Below are 16,211 nucleotides of genomic sequence, written 5' to 3'. Positions count from 1 at the left end.
TCCTGCCAAGGGCATGGCTGGTTGGCTACGTTCGGAAAGGATAACCGCTGAAAGCATCTAAGCGGGAAGCCTGCTTCGAGATGAGGACTCCCACCTCCTTTGAGGGGTTAAGGCTCCCAGTAGACGACTGGGTTGATAGGCCAGATATGGAAGCCTGGTAACAGGTGGAGTTGACTGGTACTAATAGGCCGAGGGCTTGTCCTCAGTTGCTCGCGTCCACTGTGTTTGTTCTGAAGTAACGAACTCGCCTTGCCGGCTGGAGTTCATCTTCATAGTGTTTCGGTGGTCATAGCGTTAGGGAAACGCCCGGTTACATTTCGAACCCGGAAGCTAAGCCTTTCAGCGCCGATGGTACTGCAGGGGGGACCCTGTGGGAGAGTAGGACGCCGCCGAACAATTTTTCAGCTCCGGTTCCCGAACCTTCTGGTTCGGGAACCGGAGCTTTTTTGCGTTCCCGGGGGGCTTTTCGGGCGGCTTACGGGGACTCTTCGCCGGCCTTCTTCCAGAGCACCACGGTGGTGAGGGAGAACAGGAGCAGGTTGGCCACGCTCAGGGCAGCCCCCTGGAGAGCGGTGCCTATGGCACCGGGCCAGAGCTTGGTGACGAGGGCCCCGATGAGCGTGCAGAACAGGGGGTTCGCCATGCCCGTCCAGCGGGGAAGAGCGGTGCCGCCACGGAAAACGAGGACGGCCATCCACACGGAGCCGACAACCCAGAGCGCCAGGAGTACCGCGTACGGGATGAAGAGCACGGTGGCGAGGTCACCCGGAAGAGTGGTCAGCGCGTCGGAGCCGGCGCCGGACTCATGGACCGCCTTCGCGGCCTGCCCCCAGTAGAAGAACGATCCGTGGGCGAAAGGCGCGAGCGCGTACCCGGCCGTCAGCATGAGGTAGGGCGGCAGGGAGACGCGGCGGGGGTGCGGGAAGAGGGCCTGGCGGAAGTGGCGGCAGGCGACGAGGTAGAGCGGCCCGGTCAGGACGCCCAGCAGTGCTCCCCAGGCCAGCCGGGTGGTGGAGGCGGGCAGCATTGCGGCCAGGGAGTCGCGGGCCATGCCGTCGTACGCGTTGAGGATCGGGTACTGGTCCGCCGACCCCATGGGCTTCCCCAGCAGCAGGATGTCGCCGATGAGCCAGGCCACGGATGCCGCGATCCCGGCGATGCCGGCCAGGCGGAGGGCGAGAGTCCCGGCGCCGCGTGGCGGGGGTGGCGGTGCGTGTGGGGCTGAGGCCGTCGGGTCGGGGGAGCTGTCTGGGATGGTCGACCTGGGTGAGTTTTCGGGGCCGGTGGAGTCGGTTGGGCTGGTGGGGCTGGAGGAGTTGGGAGCGTCGGGCAAGGGGAGATCTCCGTGAGCAGCAGGGAGTGGTTAGGTGAGGCTAGCCTAACTAGCAAGTGGTGGGAGTGAAGGGAGAACGACGTGTGGCCAGGGGGATCGGCTGCTGGGATGCTGGGCCGATGGGGTATCTGATCAGGCCCGTGAAGGCGGACGAGTGGAAGCGGCTCAGGGAACTCCGGCTGGCGGCGCTCGCCGATCCCGTATCGCGTATCGCCTTCAACGAGTCCTTGGAGAAGGTCGCCGCGTACCCGGACGAGGTGTGGCAGCGGCGCGCGGGGCGCAGTGACGAGGACCGGGACCCGCTGACGTTCATCGGCGAGGGGGCCGACGGCAGTTGGGGCGGCATGGTCGTCGTACTCGTCGAGAAGGAGGGCGCGGACGAGCGGGGCGGCGAGGAGCCGTGGGCACACATCGTCGGTGTGTACGTCCGCCCGGAGCACCGCGGCACGGGGCTGGCGCGCGAGCTGTTCGCGGCGGCCGTCGGCTGGGCGTGGAGCCGTTCCGAACCGGCGGTGGACCGCGTACGGCTCTGGGTGCACGAGGAGAACGGGCGCGCGGTGGCGCTCTACCGGTCGCTCGGTTTCGTCGAGACCGGCCGGACGATGGCCGATCCCAAGGACGGGACGGCCATCGAACGCGAGATGGCGCTGGAGCGGGCGTAACGGACGCCGGGTCAGTCCGGTAGTGGGCTGTGCGGCCAGCGGGCGCGGGCCTGCTCCCGGGAGCGCAGGGTGGCCAGGGTCAACAGGCCTTGCGCGCGGCCGGTTTCCAGGAGGCCGGGCAGCGCGGGGAACGGCGCCAGCGCCGCGATGTCGTCCAGGACGAGGGTCAGTGGTGGGTCGAGCCGGCCGGCGGATGACCGTTCGGCCATGCGGCGGCCGCGCTCGACCACGTTGGAGAGGAGCGCGACGAGCAGGGGCATCGCGCCCGGAGTGGTTCGCGGATCCTCGATGGATTCCCCTACCACGTAGAGCGTTCCCCCTTCGTCGATGAAAGATTCGAGAAGCAGGGCATCGGATCGCGCCGAGTTGCAGGCGTCCCGGATGTGGATCGAGGAGAGCGACGCCAGGGTGCGGGAGACCAATTCCTGCGCCATCTCACGGCGTTCCGCGTGCGCGGTCAGTACGGACTCCAGCTCGCCCGCCTGGCCCGCCGATGCCTTCTGGTTCGTCCGCAGGATGCGTACGGGCTCCTGGGCGGCACCCTTGGCGTGCGCCCAGCGGTGCAGCTGCCGGAAGGGCCTGCCGTCCACGGCGGCGGCGTGCAGCCAGCAGCGCAGGAGGGTCGTCGCGGCGTCGGCCACCGCCGAGTCGAGGGCGCTGGAGGGGCGTACGGGCGTGAGGAGAGCTGCCGCGCGGGCGGCGGCGGTGCCGATGTCCTCGCAGCCGGATGTCGGCGACCAGCGCATCCGGGCCGGAGTGTCCAGGAGGTGCTGAGGGTCGTACGTGAGCAGCGGGCCCAGTTTGGCGCGGGCGTCCTTCGTGTCGGACCAGAGGGCCGGGTCGGTGGTGGCGACCACGAGCGGGCCCTCGGCCGCGGTGATGGCGGCCGCGGCGAGCGCGCCCGCCTGGCGGCGGTCGCTGCCGTAGTGCACGCCGGGGGTGAGTCCGGGAGCGGGTGGTGTGGTGGCGGCTGGGGTGGTTGGTGCGGTGGTGCTGGGTGTGGTGATCGGAGCGATGGTGATTGGTGTGGTGGGTGTGGTGGTGTCGGGCGTTCCGGGGGCTGCTGCCGCGGGGGCGGGGCCCGGGGACGACGGGGCCGCGGGGGCCTCGTACGTCACTGCCGTGGCGGGCGTGTTCTGAACCGGAGCCTCCGAGGTCACCCGAGCCTCCGGGGCCACCGGAGCTGCTGGGGCTACTGGGGCCACTGGGGTCACCGGAACAGTCGGTGCCCCCGCACCCGCTGCCGACACCAAGGGCCCGCCCGCAGCTGCTGCCGCACCCGGAGCCCCCGCGGCCGTCGCCCGCGTCTCCCCGCCCGGCCCGGCGTCCTTGCCCCCGGCCCGCCGATTGGCCCGTACCACCCGATAGCGGGCGATCGTCCCCATGGCGAAGACCGCCAGGACGACCAGCACCAGCAGTTCGCTGATGAGGATGCCCCAGAACAGGCCGTACCCGGAGAGCTGTGCGGCGGGGGTGTCGGGCCAGGCGGCCCCGAGGTCGTGCGGGGCGGCTATGAGGCTGCGCAGCGCCATGGGCGTACGAGTGAAGGTCACGCCGTCCGGCCAGGCGCCGTGCGTAAGGAGGCCGGCCAGGCCCGTCGCCGTCCAGGCCAGGACGGTCAGGCCCAGGAGGAAGGCGAGGACGCCGACCAGGAGGGAGTCGGGGACACCGCGGCCCCGCCCGCCACCCGGGCCGCCCTGGCCCCCTGCGCCTCCCGAGCCGCCCTGCGGGCCCGTACCGCTGTGCCTGTGCCCGGCCCCGTATCCCCGCGTCACGCCACCGTCTCGCTCGACTCGTCCCGGAACTGCCGCCGCATCGCCATCGCCTCGGCCCGCTCCCGGGCCTCCGCGTCCGCCGCCCGCCCGATGGCCAGGGCTTCGTCCGTCAGCATCGCGGAGCTCTCGGTCATCGCCCGGTCGGTGTAGACCAGCGGCCGTTCCGCCTCGGTGATCAGGTGTTTGACGACCTGGACGTTGCCGTTGACGTCCCATACCGCGATGCCGGGGGTGAGCGTCGGGATGATCTCGACGGCCCAGCGCGGCAGGCCGAGGACGGCGCCGGTGGCGCGTGCCTCGTCGGTCTTCTGGGCGTAGATGGTGCGGGTGGAGGCCATTTTCAGGATCGCGGCGGCTTCCTTGGCCGCCGCGCCGTCCACCACGTCGCTGAGGTGGTGGACGACGGCGACGAAGGACAGGCCGAGGCGCCGGCCGAACTTCAGCAGCCGCTGGAACAGCTGCGCGACGAACGGCGAGTTGATGATGTGCCAGGCCTCCTCGACGAGGAAGATCCGTTTCTTCCTGTCGGGGCGGATCCACGTGTGCTCCAGCCACACGCCGACGATGGCCATCAGGATCGGCATCGCGATCGAGTTGCGGTCGATGTGCGAGAGGTCGAAGACGATCAGCGGCGCGTCCAGGTCGATGCCGACCGTGGTCGGGCCGTCGAACATGCCGCGCAGGTCGCCGTCGACGAGCCGGTCGAGGACCAGCGCCACGTCCAGGCCCCAGGCCCGTACGTCGTCTATGTCGACGTTCATGGCCTCCGCCGACTCCTCCTCCGGGTGGCGCAGCTGCTCGACGATGTCGGTCAGTACGGGCTGCCGGTTGGTGATCGTCTCGTTGACGTACGCGTGCGCCACCTTCAGCGCGAAGCCGGAGCGCTCGTCGAGGCCGCGGCCCATGGCGACCTCGATGATCGTACGGAGCAGGGCCAGCTGGCCGGTGGTGGTGATCGACGGGTCGAGGGGGTTGAGGCGGATGCCGCCGTTCAGGGCGGCGGTGGGGTCCAGGCGGATGGGGGTGATGCCCAGCTGCTGGGCGATCAGGTTCCACTCGCCGACGCCGTCCTCGCCCTGTGCGTCCAGGACGACCACCTGCCGGTCGCGGAACCGCAGCTGTCGCAGTACGTACGTCTTCTCCAGGGCCGACTTGCCGTTGCCGGACTCGCCGAGGACGAGCCAGTGCGGGGCCGGCAGCTGTTGCCCGTACAGCTGGAACGGGTCGTAGATGTAGCCCTTGCCGCTGTAGACCTCGCGGCCGATGATCACGCCGGAGTCGCCCAGGCCCGGTGCGGCGGTCGGCAGGTAGACGGCCTGGGCCTGGCCGGTGGAGGTCCGTACCGGAAGCCGCGTCGTCTCCACCTTCCCGAACAGGAAGCTGGTGAACGCCTCGGTGAGCGCTGCGAGCGGATCGAGCATGGCCATGACGTACGCGCCTCCCAGCGGCTTAGCGGCGGATTCCGGTCGCGAACGGCAGCGTGTTGACGAAGGCGCGGTGGTGTTCCCGGTCGCACCACTCCAGTTTGAGGTAACTCTTGCCCGCCGACGCGCGGATGGTGCGCTTGTCGCGGGCCAGCGCCTCGGGGGAGCGGGAGGAGACGGTGATGTAGCCGACGAGGTTGACGCCCGCGGCGCCCGAGGCCAGGTCCTCGCCGCGCTGGTCGACGCGGCCGTGGTGGGCCACGTCGCGCGGGTCGACCACCCGGTTCATCTTGGCGGCCCGGCTGGCCTCCGCGTCGTCGTTGGTCTTCTCCGTCAGCATCCGCTCGATCGCGATCTCGGTGGGCTCCAGGTCCATGCAGACCGCCACCGTACGGATGACATCGGGAGTGTGCACGAGCAACGGTGCCAGGAAGTTGACGCCGACGGGGGTCAGCGGCCACTCCTTGACCCAGGCCGTGGCGTGGCACCAGGGCGCGCGGGTGGCGGATTCGCGCGTCTTGGCCTGGAGGTACGTCGGCTCCATCGCGTCCAGCTCGGCCGGCCAGGCGTTGCGCTGGCTCATCGCCTGGATGTGGTCGATGGGGTGGTCCGGGTCGTACATGGAGTGCACGAGGGAGGACAGCCGGCTCTGCCCGAGGGGCTGGCGTACGCGGATGTCGGCCTCGGCCAGCCGGGCGCAGATGTCGGTCAGTTCGCGTGCCATGACGACGGCGAGGCCCGCGTCCCGGTCCAGCTTCTTGCGGATCAGGCCGCCGCGGTGCAGCTGCGCGGCGCGGGCCATCGTGTGTGCCTCGGCGGCCAGTTCGCGGGTGTAGTGCATACAGGCGACGAGGTAGGCGCGGTGCTGTTCGGAGGAGGTGGAGACCATGGACTGGAGCTGGTCGTAGGACTCCTGGAGCCAGGCGGGGGAGTCGGTGTTGCCGCGCTGGGCGACGTCCTTGGCGTGCGCGTCCGGGTCGGCGGGCAGCGTACGGGCCAGCATCTGCAGGCGGGTGACGAAGCCGTCCCCGTTGGCGACGTGCTTGAGCAGCGTGCCGAACCGCTCGACCAGGGCCTCCTGGTCCTCGCTGTCGCGCAGGCCGACACCCGGGCCCTCGATCTCGATGGCGGCGGTGACCGTACGGCGGTCCGCGTGCAGCAGGACGGCGATCTCGTCCGGGCCGAACGGCGCGGACAGCCAGTTGATGCGGCCGATGCCGGGCGGCGGGCCGATCTCCACCTCCCGGCCGTCCAGGCGGACACCGGCCTCGGCGGTGCCGGAGCGGTACGTGGTGCCCTGGCGGACCGTACGCCGGTAGCTGCGGTTGATCTCGAACCACTTGTAGAACGTCCGGCCGCGGTACGGGAAGTAGACCGCGGCGATCGCCAGCAGCGGGAAACCGGTCAGGGTCGCGATGCGCAGCGACAGCACCGGCACCAGCAGACCGCACACCATGCCGATGAACGCGCCCGCGATGATCAGCGCGATCTCGCCGGTCTCGCGGTTCTTGCCGACGATCGCGTTCGGACGGGCGCGGCCGATCAGATACGTGCGGCGGGGCGTGATCGGGTGGGACTGGGTCGTCAACGCCCGTCACCTCCTGGAGTCTTGCCAGTGCGGGCGTTGCCGGAAGAGCCGGTGCTCGGACCGGGGGACGGACGCGAACGGGATGCGGGGGAGGCGGGGGCCGGGGCGCGGCCGCCGCCGGAGGTGCCGGCGCGGCTGCTGTGGGCGGCGACGCCGCCGGCCACCGCGTCGGCGGGACGGGCCTGTCCGCCACCCTGGTCCTGCCCGCCGCCCCCGCCGGACCTGCGGGAACTGTGCGTCTTGATGCCCTGGGACACCAGCGCGGCGGGCGAGGAGATCACGGCGGCGGCCTGCGAGCCCTCGGTGGCCTGCTTCTTGTTCGTACGGGCCGAGAGCATCTCGTCGCCGAAACCGGGGACGAAACGGTAGATCATGGCGCTGGCGAAGATGGCGAGCAGGATGATGGCGAGGCCGGAGACGACGGCCGAGATGGCGTTCGGGCCGCCGCCGGTGGTGAGCGCGCCGGCGATGCCCAGGACGACCACGATGACCGGTTTCACCATGATCACGGCGATCATGATGCCCGCCCAGCGGCGGACGTGCCCCCACATGTTCTTGTCGACCAGGCCCGCGTAGACGACCGTACCGAGCAGCGCGCCCACGTACAGCAGGGCCGCCCGGATCACCAGCTCCAGCCACAGCACACCGGCCGCCAGCACGGATACCAGCGAGACCACGATCAGCATGATCGGGCCGCCGCCGATGTCGGTGTCCTTCTTCAGGGCCGCCGAGAACGCGCCGAAGAAGGTGTCGGTCTGTGCGCCGGTCCCCTTCGCGATGATCTCGGTGACGCCATCGGTCGCGGAGACGACGGTGTACAGGATCAGCGGCGTGAACGCGGAGGCCAGCACCGTCAGCCACAGGAAACCGACCGCCTCGCTGATCGCCTCCGTCAGCCGCACACCGCGCACGGCCCGCTTGGCGACGGCCAGCAGCCACAGCACGAGCGTCAGCACGGTGGAGGCGGCGAAGACGACGGCGTACTGCTTCAGGAACGCGCTGTTCGTGAAGTCGACCTGCGAGGTCGCCTGCACGGCGTCGGACAGCTTGTTGACGATCCAGGCGGCGGCGTCGGCACAGCCCTTGGCGAGGGAGGTGAGGGGGTCGAGGGGGTTGTTGTCGGTGAGGCCGCCGGGGGATTTGGGGGCGGTGGCGCCGGATTTGTCGCCGTTTTGGCAGTAGTCCTTGGCCATGCCGACGATCAGGTCGCAGTCGTCCTTGGCGGAGGCGCTGGGGGACGGGCTCACGGTGGCGCCGGGAGAGGACGCACCCGGCGTCGGCGTCGGCGTCGGTGAGGGGGCGGCCAGTGCGCGAGTGGCCAGCATGAATACTGCCGTCTGTACGGTCGCCAGTGCGGCGGTGATCGACAGGGCGCGGCTCCGCCGGCTACCGGGCATAGGTGAAGCCTCCGTACTGGTTGACCGCCTTGGCGATCTGGTCCGCTCCGGATGTCTTGTTGTCGCCGTTCACAGGGGCCGGGCCGTCCTTCTGGACGTAGCTCTGCACCTTCCAGTCGCCATCCGCCCAGCGAAGCTCCAGATGCATGGTGAACCAGTCACTCGTCACCGGTGTGGTCGAGCTGGCTCCCGCCGTACCGAACAGCCCGGTGCACCAGACCTCCAGCCGAGCGGTGTCCCCCTCGAACGCGGCGACCTTGGTGCCGACGGGGACCGTACGGGAGATGTACGTCAGGCCCTTGGCGGCGTTGCCGTTGGCGTCCAGCCCCAGCTTGCCGAGGAATCCGGCCGAGTACGCCTGGTCCAGCTTGCTCTGCATCTCGCCGACTTTGGCCGGGGCGAACACCTTCTGGACGATCGCGTGCCGCTCGGTGGGTTTGAGTATGTCGGCGGATACCAGCGCCACCGCATAATTCGCCGCCGCCGACTGCGCCCCCTGCTCCGTCTTCGCGTAGCCCGTCGCGATGCCGCCGGTCTTGCCGGTGACCGGCTTGGTGCCGGTGGGCGCGGTCGAGCCGGCGTCCGCGTCCTTCGCGGCGCCGTCGGAGGCCCCCTGCTCGCCCCCGCCACGGTTCGCGAAGGCGATGGCCGCGATCAGGAGGACCACCACGCCGACGATCGTGATCAGGTTCCGGCTGGAGGAGCCGGTACGGGGACGGCGGGCGGCTCCGTACGTGTCGCCGTCGCCGTCCGGAAGTCTGGTGCGGGTCTGGCCGCCCGTATCCGGGCCGCCGGGCTCGCCACCGCCGTATCCACCGCCATCGCTGAGACTCATCGCGCCTGTGCCCCCTCAACCGCCATCGCCGTCACTGCTGTCGTTTTGCCGCCCGTATATGACCGTAGCCGCGCGGACGGCGGCTCGGGCGCAGTGGTACGAGTACATCTCACCGTGACGAGACCTCAGATGTCGGGCGGAAGAGGCGAATGGGGGACTCTGCGGCATTTGCGACCGCCTCGTGCGCCGCGCCCGCCGCTTCGTCCCCGCCACGCCCTTGTGTCCCCGCCCCGCGCGCGACCCAATCGGCCCGTTGCGTACCGGCATGGCGCAAAGCGGAACGGCGTGGGGTGGCATGAGCGGGCATCGGCGGGTGCTCTCGGCGACGGGGGTGTCCGGTGGTGGCGGAGGTGAGGAAAGGGGGAGGTGCGGGGGTCGGGAGGGGCGTACGGGAGGGGGTGGCTCGCGGTGCGCCGTTCCGGGGTCGCGCGGGGGCGTGTGTGGGGCCGGTGCGCGACGGGAGGGGGTGGTGGGGTGCGGGGCGGCGGTGTGGGGTCTGCTGCGGCCGGTGGGGCGTGGGGTGGCCGGGTGTGGATCGGCTGGGTGGGCCGGTGTGGCCGGTGGGCCGGGACCGGGTGAGGGGCCGTCAGGGGCGGTGCGTGTACCGGTGGCTCCGGCCGCCCCGGTCCTCCGGTACGGGCGGGGCTGCGCCCGCCGCGCCGGTTACACCGCCATCCCGTACACGATCGTGAACAGCGTGCCCAGCGATCCGATGATGAAGACGCCGGTCAGACCGGCCACGATGAGGCCCTTGCCCTGTTCGGCACTGAACGTGTCGCGCAGCGCGGTGGCGCCGATGCGCTGTTTGGCCGCGCCCCAGATCGCGATGCCGAGGCAGAGCAGAATCGCTACTGCCATGACCACCTCGATCATCACGCGGGCTTCGTTGCCCAGCGTCCCGAACGGGCCCCAGTTCGGGGCGATTCCGCCAATGATGGTGGTGATGTCGCCCTTTTCGGCCGCCAAGTGCATGAATGAACTCACCGCCCCTTATGGGTTGTTGTGTACCCGCGCCACGCGGTACGGGCCAGCCTCTATCTTCGCCGACAAAACCGCCATCAGAAGTCGACTCGGCGGCTTTCTTTGACGGATCTCGTGGGGATTGCGTGTATACGGGTGCGCGGCACGCCTGGGGACCTGCCGGTCTCACCGTGTGTATCACGGCCGATCACGCCGGGCAATGTTCGAACGGCGGGGAGGCGGGCGGCGCTAAAGCCCCACGAAGTGGTCGAACTCCCCGGCCTTCACCCCGAGGACGAACGCGTCCCACTTGGTGCGCGTGGTGACCACGACGTTGTCCGGCTCGGTGTTCGTCCGCAGGTGGACGCGGCCGTCTTCGCCGAAGGCGACCTCGATGTACTCGGGCGCGTCCTCGTCGTCCGTGGCCTTCTGCCAGTTGAGGTTCTCGGGAGGGGTGGGGGTGGGAGCGGTCGGCATGGTGACCTCCGTCGGGCCCGGCTGGGGCGATGGCCTCGTGCTGTCGTACGCGGAGGACTTTACGGCCCGTCAGGGCCGTGCAGGAGCCGGCCGTACCCCGCTCCGGGGGCCGCTCCCGGCCTCGACGTCCCGAAGAAGGACGACCCGGGTGCGGGGAGTGGAACGGGGCGGGGCCGTGCGCCCCGGGCGGGCTTCGGGGGCGCGGGTGCGGGGCCGTGCGGCCGGTGTGTGGTGAGGTACATGCCGAAAACGGCGGTGAAACGCGCCCGTATGGGGGAGGGTTGAGGGGTGCGCAAATTCTGGGTGGCCGGTGGGGTCGGGGTGGGGCTGGTGCTCTGCTTCCTCGCGCTGCTCGTGGTGGGCACGTACACCGCCGCCGCGGGCCTGGCGGGAGGCGCGGGCCGGGCGGTGGGGCTGGCGAAGGGGGCCGTGCCGGCCTCGTACCAGCCGCTGGTGCAGAAGTGGGGCAATCTGTGCTCCGCCATCAACCCGGCGCTGCTCGCCGCGCAGCTGTACCAGGAGAGCGGCTGGAACCCGCGGGCGCAGAGCCCGGCGGCGGCGCAGGGGATCGCCCAGTTCATCCCGGGTACGTGGGCTTCGCACGGTATCGACGGCAACGGGGACGGCCGGCGGGACGTATGGGACCCGGCGGACGCGATTCCGTCGGCGGCGTCGTACGACTGCGAGCTGGCGAAGTACGTGAAGGACGTGCCCGGCGATCCGGCGCACAACATGCTGGCGGCGTACAACGCGGGCGCGTACCGGGTCATCAAGGCCGGCGGGGTGCCGGCGATCAGCGAGACGCAGAACTACGTGAAGATCATTACGACCCTCGCGAAGAGCTTCGAGGCGCCGGTGGGGCGGGTGCCGGCGTCCCGGCAGGCGGCCGCCGCGATCACCTACGCGCAGGAGCAGCTGGGCAAGCCGTATCTGTGGGGCGGCAACGGCACGCCGGACCAGGACGGGCGGTTCGACTGCTCGGGGCTGACGAAGGCGGCGTACCACTCGGTGGGGATCGAGCTGCCGCGGGTGGCCAACGACCAGTGGAACGCCGGGCCGCATCCGAAGCGGGACGAGCTGCTCCCCGGGGACCTGGTGTTCTTCGCGCACAACCTCAACGATCCGCGCTCCATCCACCACGTGGGGATCTACGTGGGCGGCGGCTACATGATCAACGCTCCGTACACCGGTGCGGTGATCCGGTTCGACAAGATCGACACGCCGGACTACATCGGCGCGACCCGGGTCACCGAGGATGGCGCGAAAGCGCTGCCCCGCGCGAACGCTGCGTGAACATGGGGCCCTGAACTGCGGACATCAGTCTCTCTTCGATAACGTCCTGGTGATCATCCGGTGGAAGCTGGAACGGCGCGGCAGTACATCGCGTTTCCTGGGCATGGAGACATGGCGAGGCCGTGGGAATCCGGCCACGCCCGACAACCACGGGGGTTGGCAGCACTCACACGGCGCTCGCGCGCGCGAAAGGTAAGGGGCCGCGGCAGATGGCTGGACTCGCAATGGACGGGTCGAACCCCGATGTGGACGTGCTCGACGGCATCAACGGCCTCGCGAAGGGCGCACCGCAGTGGCTCAACCGCGCCATGGAGTACATGGGCGAGTACGGCATCATCGCCGCGCTCGCCGTGCTGTGCCTGGTCGCCTGGTGGGGTGCGCGCAAGCGGCCGGACGCGCCGGCCGCGCTGGCGGGCCTGGTCTGGGCGCCGCTGGCCGCGGGTGTCGCGCTGCTGGCCAACATCCCGATCCGGGCGGTGGTGGAGCGGCCCCGGCCGTTCCGGACGCACGCGGGGCTGGAAGTGCTCATTCCGGGCAAGACCGACTTCTCATTCGTGAGCGATCACGCGACGCTGACCATGGCGGTCGGCGTGGGACTGTTCATCGCGCACCGCAAGTACGGGCTGATCGGCATCGGCCTGGCGCTGCTGGAAGGGTTCTGCCGGGTCTACATGGGCGTCCACTACCCGACGGACGTCGTCGGGGGCTTCGCGCTCGGCACGGCGGTGGCGCTGCTGCTGGCGCCGGTGGCGCAGGCGATGCTGATCCCGGTCGCGACGGCGGTCGGCCGCTCGCCCGCCTGGTGGCTCGTACGGGCCGGCGGGCCGGTGCCCCGAGCGGTCTCCGAGCCGGTGACGGCCGTACCGCCGGTGTCGCGTGACGAGCGGGACGAGGACCTGGCGGCGTAGCCGGGGCACGGAGCGAAGCGATGAGGGAGGACCGGGGCCGACAGCCCGGTCCTCCCTCGTCGTATGAGGGGACGGACGGTCACAGGGCCTGCGGGAACGTCCTGAACAGCCCGTTCGGGTCGTACTGCTGCTTGAGCTCGGTGAGCCGGTCGGCGGCCGGGCCGTAGTAGGACTTCTTCCAGTCGGTCAGGGCCGGGTCCGCGTAGTTCTGGTAGGCGGCGCCCGAGGCGTAGCGCCGCATCGCGCCGTGGATGCTCGTCAGCCACGCGCTCTGCGCGGAGCCCGTGCCGCCCGCCTTCCAGGACGCCAGGTACTGCGCGAGGAAGCGCGAGCGGCGGTGCACGAAGGCGGTGTCGGTGGGGCGGACCCGGTTGATGGCGCCGCCCAGCGCGGTCAGCGACGCGTTGCCGGCGACGCCCTTGCGGCTCGCGGCCTCGATCTGGCCCAGCAGGGCGCGGACGCCGGCCGCGTCCAGGGAGCGGTCGTAGAAGTCGGAGCGGGCCGCGTACGTCTCGCGGGCGAGCTTGCCGGAGGCGCTGCGGCCGGGGAGGGCGCCCGGCAGGTGGCACTGCTCGGTGGTCTTCGTGGAGCAGCCGGCGTACGACTCCATCGCGTCGAGGTACGAGGACGGCGTCAGGCGTACCGACTTGGCGGGCCCGGGGCCGCCGGTGCGGTCGGCGAGCTTGTCGACGGCGTTCTGGAGGTCGCCGTAGGAGCCCAGGGAGAAGGCCGCGACGGAGACGGTGGGGGTGCCGCCGGGGTGGGCGTCCAGGTGGAGGGACGACCATATTTCGTCGGGCTGGGTGGGGCCCCACTCCTGCCAGGAGCGCAGCAGGGCGGTGGCCTTGGACCAGGGCCAGGTCAGGTAGGCCATGACCGAGCGGGGCGCGGCGTGGGTGCGGAAGCGGAGTTCGGTGACCACGCCGAAGTTGCCGTTGCCGGCGCCGCGCAGCGCCCAGAAGAGGTCGCTGTTGCGCTTGGCGTCGCACTCGACGGTCTTGCCGTCGGCCGTGACGACGGTGGCGCCGACGAGGCTGTCGCAGGTCAGGCCGTACGCGCGGGACGCGACGCCGTGGCCGCCGCCGAGGGTGAGACCGGATATGCCGACGGACGGGCAGGAGCCGCCGGGGATCGTGACGTTGTGTTTGCCCAGGCCCTCGTAGACCTCGATGAGCTTGGCGCCGGCGCCGATGCGGGTGATGCCGCCGGAGGGCGCGGAGACCGAGTTCAGGGCGGAGACGTCGATGATGAGCTTGCCGTTGCCGCTGGACCAACCGGCATATGAATGACCCCCGTTGCGTATCGCGACGGGGGCGTTGTAGCGGCGGGCGAAGGACAGGCACTCGGCTATGTCGGCCGGGTGGCGGACATAGGCGACGGCTGCGGGCTTCAGGTTGTCGTAACGGGTGTTGTACAGGCGCCGGGCGGTGTCGTACGAGGCTTCGCCCGCGCGTATCAGCTTGCCGTCCAGGCTTTTGCGCAGGGCGTCCCACGATGCCGTGCCGGCCGGGGCCTTTCCGGCCTGCGAGCCGCTGTTCGGGCCGACGCCGCCGGACGCCGGGCCGGTCCCCCGGGGGCTCGCGTGGCCGGTGTCGGTGCCGCAGGCGGTGGTCCAGGCGGCGGTTGCCGCCGCGAGTCCGCCGCCGGCCGCCAGTATCGTGCGCCGCTTCATTGTGAACTGCCCCTTTTGGGACCCCTTTGGGGCCCGCGCGCCGTGGATGACTTCCCCCTACCCAGATGAGGCGAGGGCCCGGGAAGGTTCCAGGGGCGTGGCCGGCGGGGCGTCCGGGCGGGTGCGGCGTGCCGCCCGGGGCCGGTGGTGCGGGGCTCTCGTTCACCCCGTCCGGTGGTGCTGCTCCGCGTCCGTACGTGCCTGGGAGCGGGCCCGGCGGGCCGGGCCGTGCCAGCCGCAACTGCAGCGGGCCAGGCAGAAGGCGCCTCGTTCGGTGGTGGTGGTCCGGTGGTCGGGTGGCCCCGGGGGCCCCGGTGTCGGCTCGTGCGCTGCTCGGTCGTGCACGGCGCCACGCTACGCGCCCGGGGTGTACGGGCGTGACGAAGCGACCTGAACGGTCGTTGAACGGAACGGGTCGTGGTGGTCCGGGACAACCGGAACATCCCGGTCCGCAACTTCACGAGCAGAGCGGCCGAGGGGGCTCGTACGCGATGGTGGTGCAGGACAGGCGAGGCGGCGCCGTCGCGGCCGCCGTGTGCGGGGTGGGCCTGGCGTTCGGGCTCTTCACCACGGGCTGTTCCTCGAACGGGGCGGCGGCCGACGACCACACCTCGGCCGGCCGCTCCACGGACGGCCCGGTGGGCGGGTCCGCGGCCGGGCTGCCCTTCACCGACCGTGCCCGCCCGCCGGGCGACCGGCCGCCCACCGGGCCGGGAGCCCCGACGGGCCCGCCGGGCGCCGGGTCGCCGTCCGGCCGTACGGACTACGCGGCCGCGCTGCGCGCCTGTGTCGACGCGCTGGTGCGGTCCGGCTCCTCCCGGGTGCGTACGGAGCTGGAGACCGCCAGCGGCGGCACCCGCGTCGCCATCCGGGGAGCGGGCGGTCACGATTTCCGCAAGCGGACCGGCCGGCTGAACGTACGGCTTCCGGACACCGGCGACGGCCGCGGCGCGGACCGCACGATCACGGAGATCCTCACGCCGACCGCGCTGTACATGAAGAACCGAGGGGCGGGCGTGCCGGCCGACAAGTGGGTGCGGGTGGACACCGCCTCGCTGGCCGACGGCAACCTGGTCACCGGCGGCGCGACGGACCCGATGGCCGCCGCCGAACTGCTGCGCGGGGTGCGCGAGGTGACGTATGAGGGGCGGGAGCGGCTGGACGGCATCGCGGTGCGGCACTTCAGCGGCACGACGGACATCGGGTCGGCGGCGCGGGCGGCGTCCGCCGTGGTCCGGCCCGCGCTGACGGCGGCGGAGAAAGGCTTCACCACCGACGAGGTCGCCTTCGACGCGTATCTGGACGACGCCGGGCGGCTGCGCAAGGTCCGCCAGCGCTTCCGCTTCGCCAACGGCTCGACGGGCGGGACGTCGGTGACATCCACCACCACGTTCCACGGCTTCGGGGCGCCGGTCGTGGTCCGGCTGCCCGACGGGGACGACATCTACACGGGCAAGGTCGCCGCCGCGGGCGGCTGAGCGCGGTCGCCGGGGGCGGCCGGGCGGTACGGCCGGCGGGAGCGGCGCGGACCGGGCGACCGTGTCCGGGGCACGTGACCACGGCGTGTGCGAACTGGCGGAAATGGTCCATCCGTGCCATGCGCGGAGCGTGCGCCCGTACCTACTCTGGGCGGTAACCACCAGAAGAGTGGGGAGGCGCTCGAAGGAGGAGGTGTTGTACGTGGCCGGACACCGCAACTCGACGGTTCAGGACCACGTAGCCCTCGTCGAGATCGACCTGACTGGTGAGTTGATGATCGCGGCGGCCGCCGCGAGCGAGGATCGGCTCAGCTCGGACCGTATCGACGAGGTGCTGGACGTGGACGCGGACCGTGCGCAACCGGGTCCCGGACCCGGGAACCGCAGGTGACAGGGCGGCGGCGCCGGG

General features: G+C 71.2%; 15 protein-coding genes and 2 rRNA genes. 7 read left to right on the top strand and 10 right to left on the bottom strand.

Features of this window, described 5'->3' with window-relative positions:
* Positions 1-204: ribosomal RNA gene (locus ACFV57_RS10945) — 23S ribosomal RNA — on the top strand; the annotation flags it as partial.
* 74 nt (positions 205-278) lie between these two features.
* Positions 279-395, top strand: a 5S ribosomal RNA gene (gene rrf, locus ACFV57_RS10940).
* Positions 396-475: 80 nt separating this feature from the next.
* Here rrf and ACFV57_RS10935 read toward each other — a convergent pair.
* On the bottom strand, positions 476-1,333 hold the full coding sequence (locus ACFV57_RS10935) for a DUF6796 family protein (RefSeq protein ID WP_385228541.1): 858 nt from the start codon (positions 1,331-1,333) through the stop codon (positions 476-478).
* Positions 1,334-1,452: 119 nt separating this feature from the next.
* On the opposite strand from ACFV57_RS10935, the gene ACFV57_RS10930 reads away from it, so the two are divergent.
* Positions 1,453-1,995, top strand: a complete 543-nt coding sequence (locus ACFV57_RS10930) for a GNAT family N-acetyltransferase (RefSeq protein ID WP_385228538.1) — start codon at positions 1,453-1,455, stop codon at positions 1,993-1,995.
* A gap of 11 nt (positions 1,996-2,006) precedes the next feature.
* On the opposite strand, the gene ACFV57_RS10925 is transcribed toward ACFV57_RS10930, so the two are convergent.
* The 7 genes from ACFV57_RS10925 to ACFV57_RS10895 form a co-directional block, all read right to left on the bottom strand.
* Complete coding sequence (locus tag ACFV57_RS10925; RefSeq protein ID WP_385228535.1) at positions 2,007-3,770, bottom strand: type VI secretion protein; 1,764 nt, start codon at positions 3,768-3,770, stop codon at positions 2,007-2,009.
* Positions 3,767-5,191: an ATP-binding protein gene (locus ACFV57_RS10920; protein ID WP_385228581.1), complete on the bottom strand. Its 1,425-nt coding sequence runs from the start codon at positions 5,189-5,191 to the stop codon at positions 3,767-3,769. The genes ACFV57_RS10925 and ACFV57_RS10920 overlap by 4 nt, the downstream gene beginning before the upstream one ends.
* Positions 5,192-5,219: 28 nt before the next feature.
* A complete protein-coding gene (locus tag ACFV57_RS10915) occupies positions 5,220-6,782 on the bottom strand; it encodes an SCO6880 family protein (RefSeq protein ID WP_385228532.1) in 1,563 nt (520 codons plus the stop codon).
* Positions 6,779-8,179: a hypothetical protein gene (locus ACFV57_RS10910; protein ID WP_385228530.1), complete on the bottom strand. Its 1,401-nt coding sequence runs from the start codon at positions 8,177-8,179 to the stop codon at positions 6,779-6,781. The genes ACFV57_RS10915 and ACFV57_RS10910 overlap by 4 nt, the downstream gene beginning before the upstream one ends.
* Positions 8,169-9,014, bottom strand: a complete 846-nt coding sequence (locus ACFV57_RS10905) for a hypothetical protein (RefSeq protein ID WP_385228527.1) — start codon at positions 9,012-9,014, stop codon at positions 8,169-8,171. Before ACFV57_RS10905 ends, ACFV57_RS10910 begins: the two co-directional genes overlap by 11 nt.
* A gap of 663 nt (positions 9,015-9,677) precedes the next feature.
* Complete coding sequence (locus ACFV57_RS10900; protein ID WP_385228578.1) at positions 9,678-9,986, bottom strand: hypothetical protein; 309 nt, start codon at positions 9,984-9,986, stop codon at positions 9,678-9,680.
* A 237-nt stretch (positions 9,987-10,223) separates the two neighbouring features.
* The gene (locus ACFV57_RS10895; RefSeq protein WP_385228524.1) at positions 10,224-10,451 is read right to left on the bottom strand and encodes a DUF397 domain-containing protein; all 228 of its coding nucleotides are present in this window, start codon (positions 10,449-10,451) and stop codon (positions 10,224-10,226) included.
* A 288-nt stretch (positions 10,452-10,739) separates the two neighbouring features.
* On the opposite strand from ACFV57_RS10895, the gene ACFV57_RS10890 reads away from it, so the two are divergent.
* Positions 10,740-11,744: an NlpC/P60 family protein gene (locus ACFV57_RS10890; RefSeq protein ID WP_385228521.1), complete on the top strand. Its 1,005-nt coding sequence runs from the start codon at positions 10,740-10,742 to the stop codon at positions 11,742-11,744.
* Between the two features lie 209 nt (positions 11,745-11,953).
* Positions 11,954-12,652: a phosphatase PAP2 family protein gene (locus ACFV57_RS10885; protein ID WP_385228519.1), complete on the top strand. Its 699-nt coding sequence runs from the start codon at positions 11,954-11,956 to the stop codon at positions 12,650-12,652.
* Between the two features lie 79 nt (positions 12,653-12,731).
* Here ACFV57_RS10885 and ACFV57_RS10880 read toward each other — a convergent pair whose 3' ends face one another.
* On the bottom strand, positions 12,732-14,324 hold the full coding sequence (locus ACFV57_RS10880) for an FAD-binding oxidoreductase (protein WP_385228516.1): 1,593 nt from the start codon (positions 14,322-14,324) through the stop codon (positions 12,732-12,734).
* 162 nt (positions 14,325-14,486) lie between these two features.
* Positions 14,487-14,669 carry a hypothetical protein gene (locus ACFV57_RS10875; protein ID WP_385228514.1) on the bottom strand — a complete coding sequence of 61 codons (183 nt, stop codon included), beginning with the start codon at positions 14,667-14,669 and terminating at the stop codon, positions 14,487-14,489.
* 146 nt (positions 14,670-14,815) lie between these two features.
* Here ACFV57_RS10875 and ACFV57_RS10870 point away from each other — a divergent pair, with 146 nt between their 5' ends.
* Together ACFV57_RS10870 and ACFV57_RS10865 are read left to right on the top strand one after the other, a co-directional pair.
* Positions 14,816-15,802: a hypothetical protein gene (locus ACFV57_RS10870; protein WP_385228511.1), complete on the top strand. Its 987-nt coding sequence runs from the start codon at positions 14,816-14,818 to the stop codon at positions 15,800-15,802.
* 193 nt (positions 15,803-15,995) lie between these two features.
* Positions 15,996-16,193, top strand: coding sequence for a hypothetical protein (locus tag ACFV57_RS10865; RefSeq protein WP_385228508.1), 198 nt, complete (start codon positions 15,996-15,998; stop codon positions 16,191-16,193).
* Positions 16,194-16,211: the final 18 nt, after the last annotated feature.

The sequence above is a fragment of the Streptomyces sp. NPDC059788 genome (assembly GCF_042732265.1).
In the GTDB taxonomy this organism is placed as follows: Bacteria; Actinomycetota; Actinomycetes; order Streptomycetales; family Streptomycetaceae; genus Streptomyces.
This window is presented reverse-complemented; position numbering and strand designations above follow the sequence as displayed.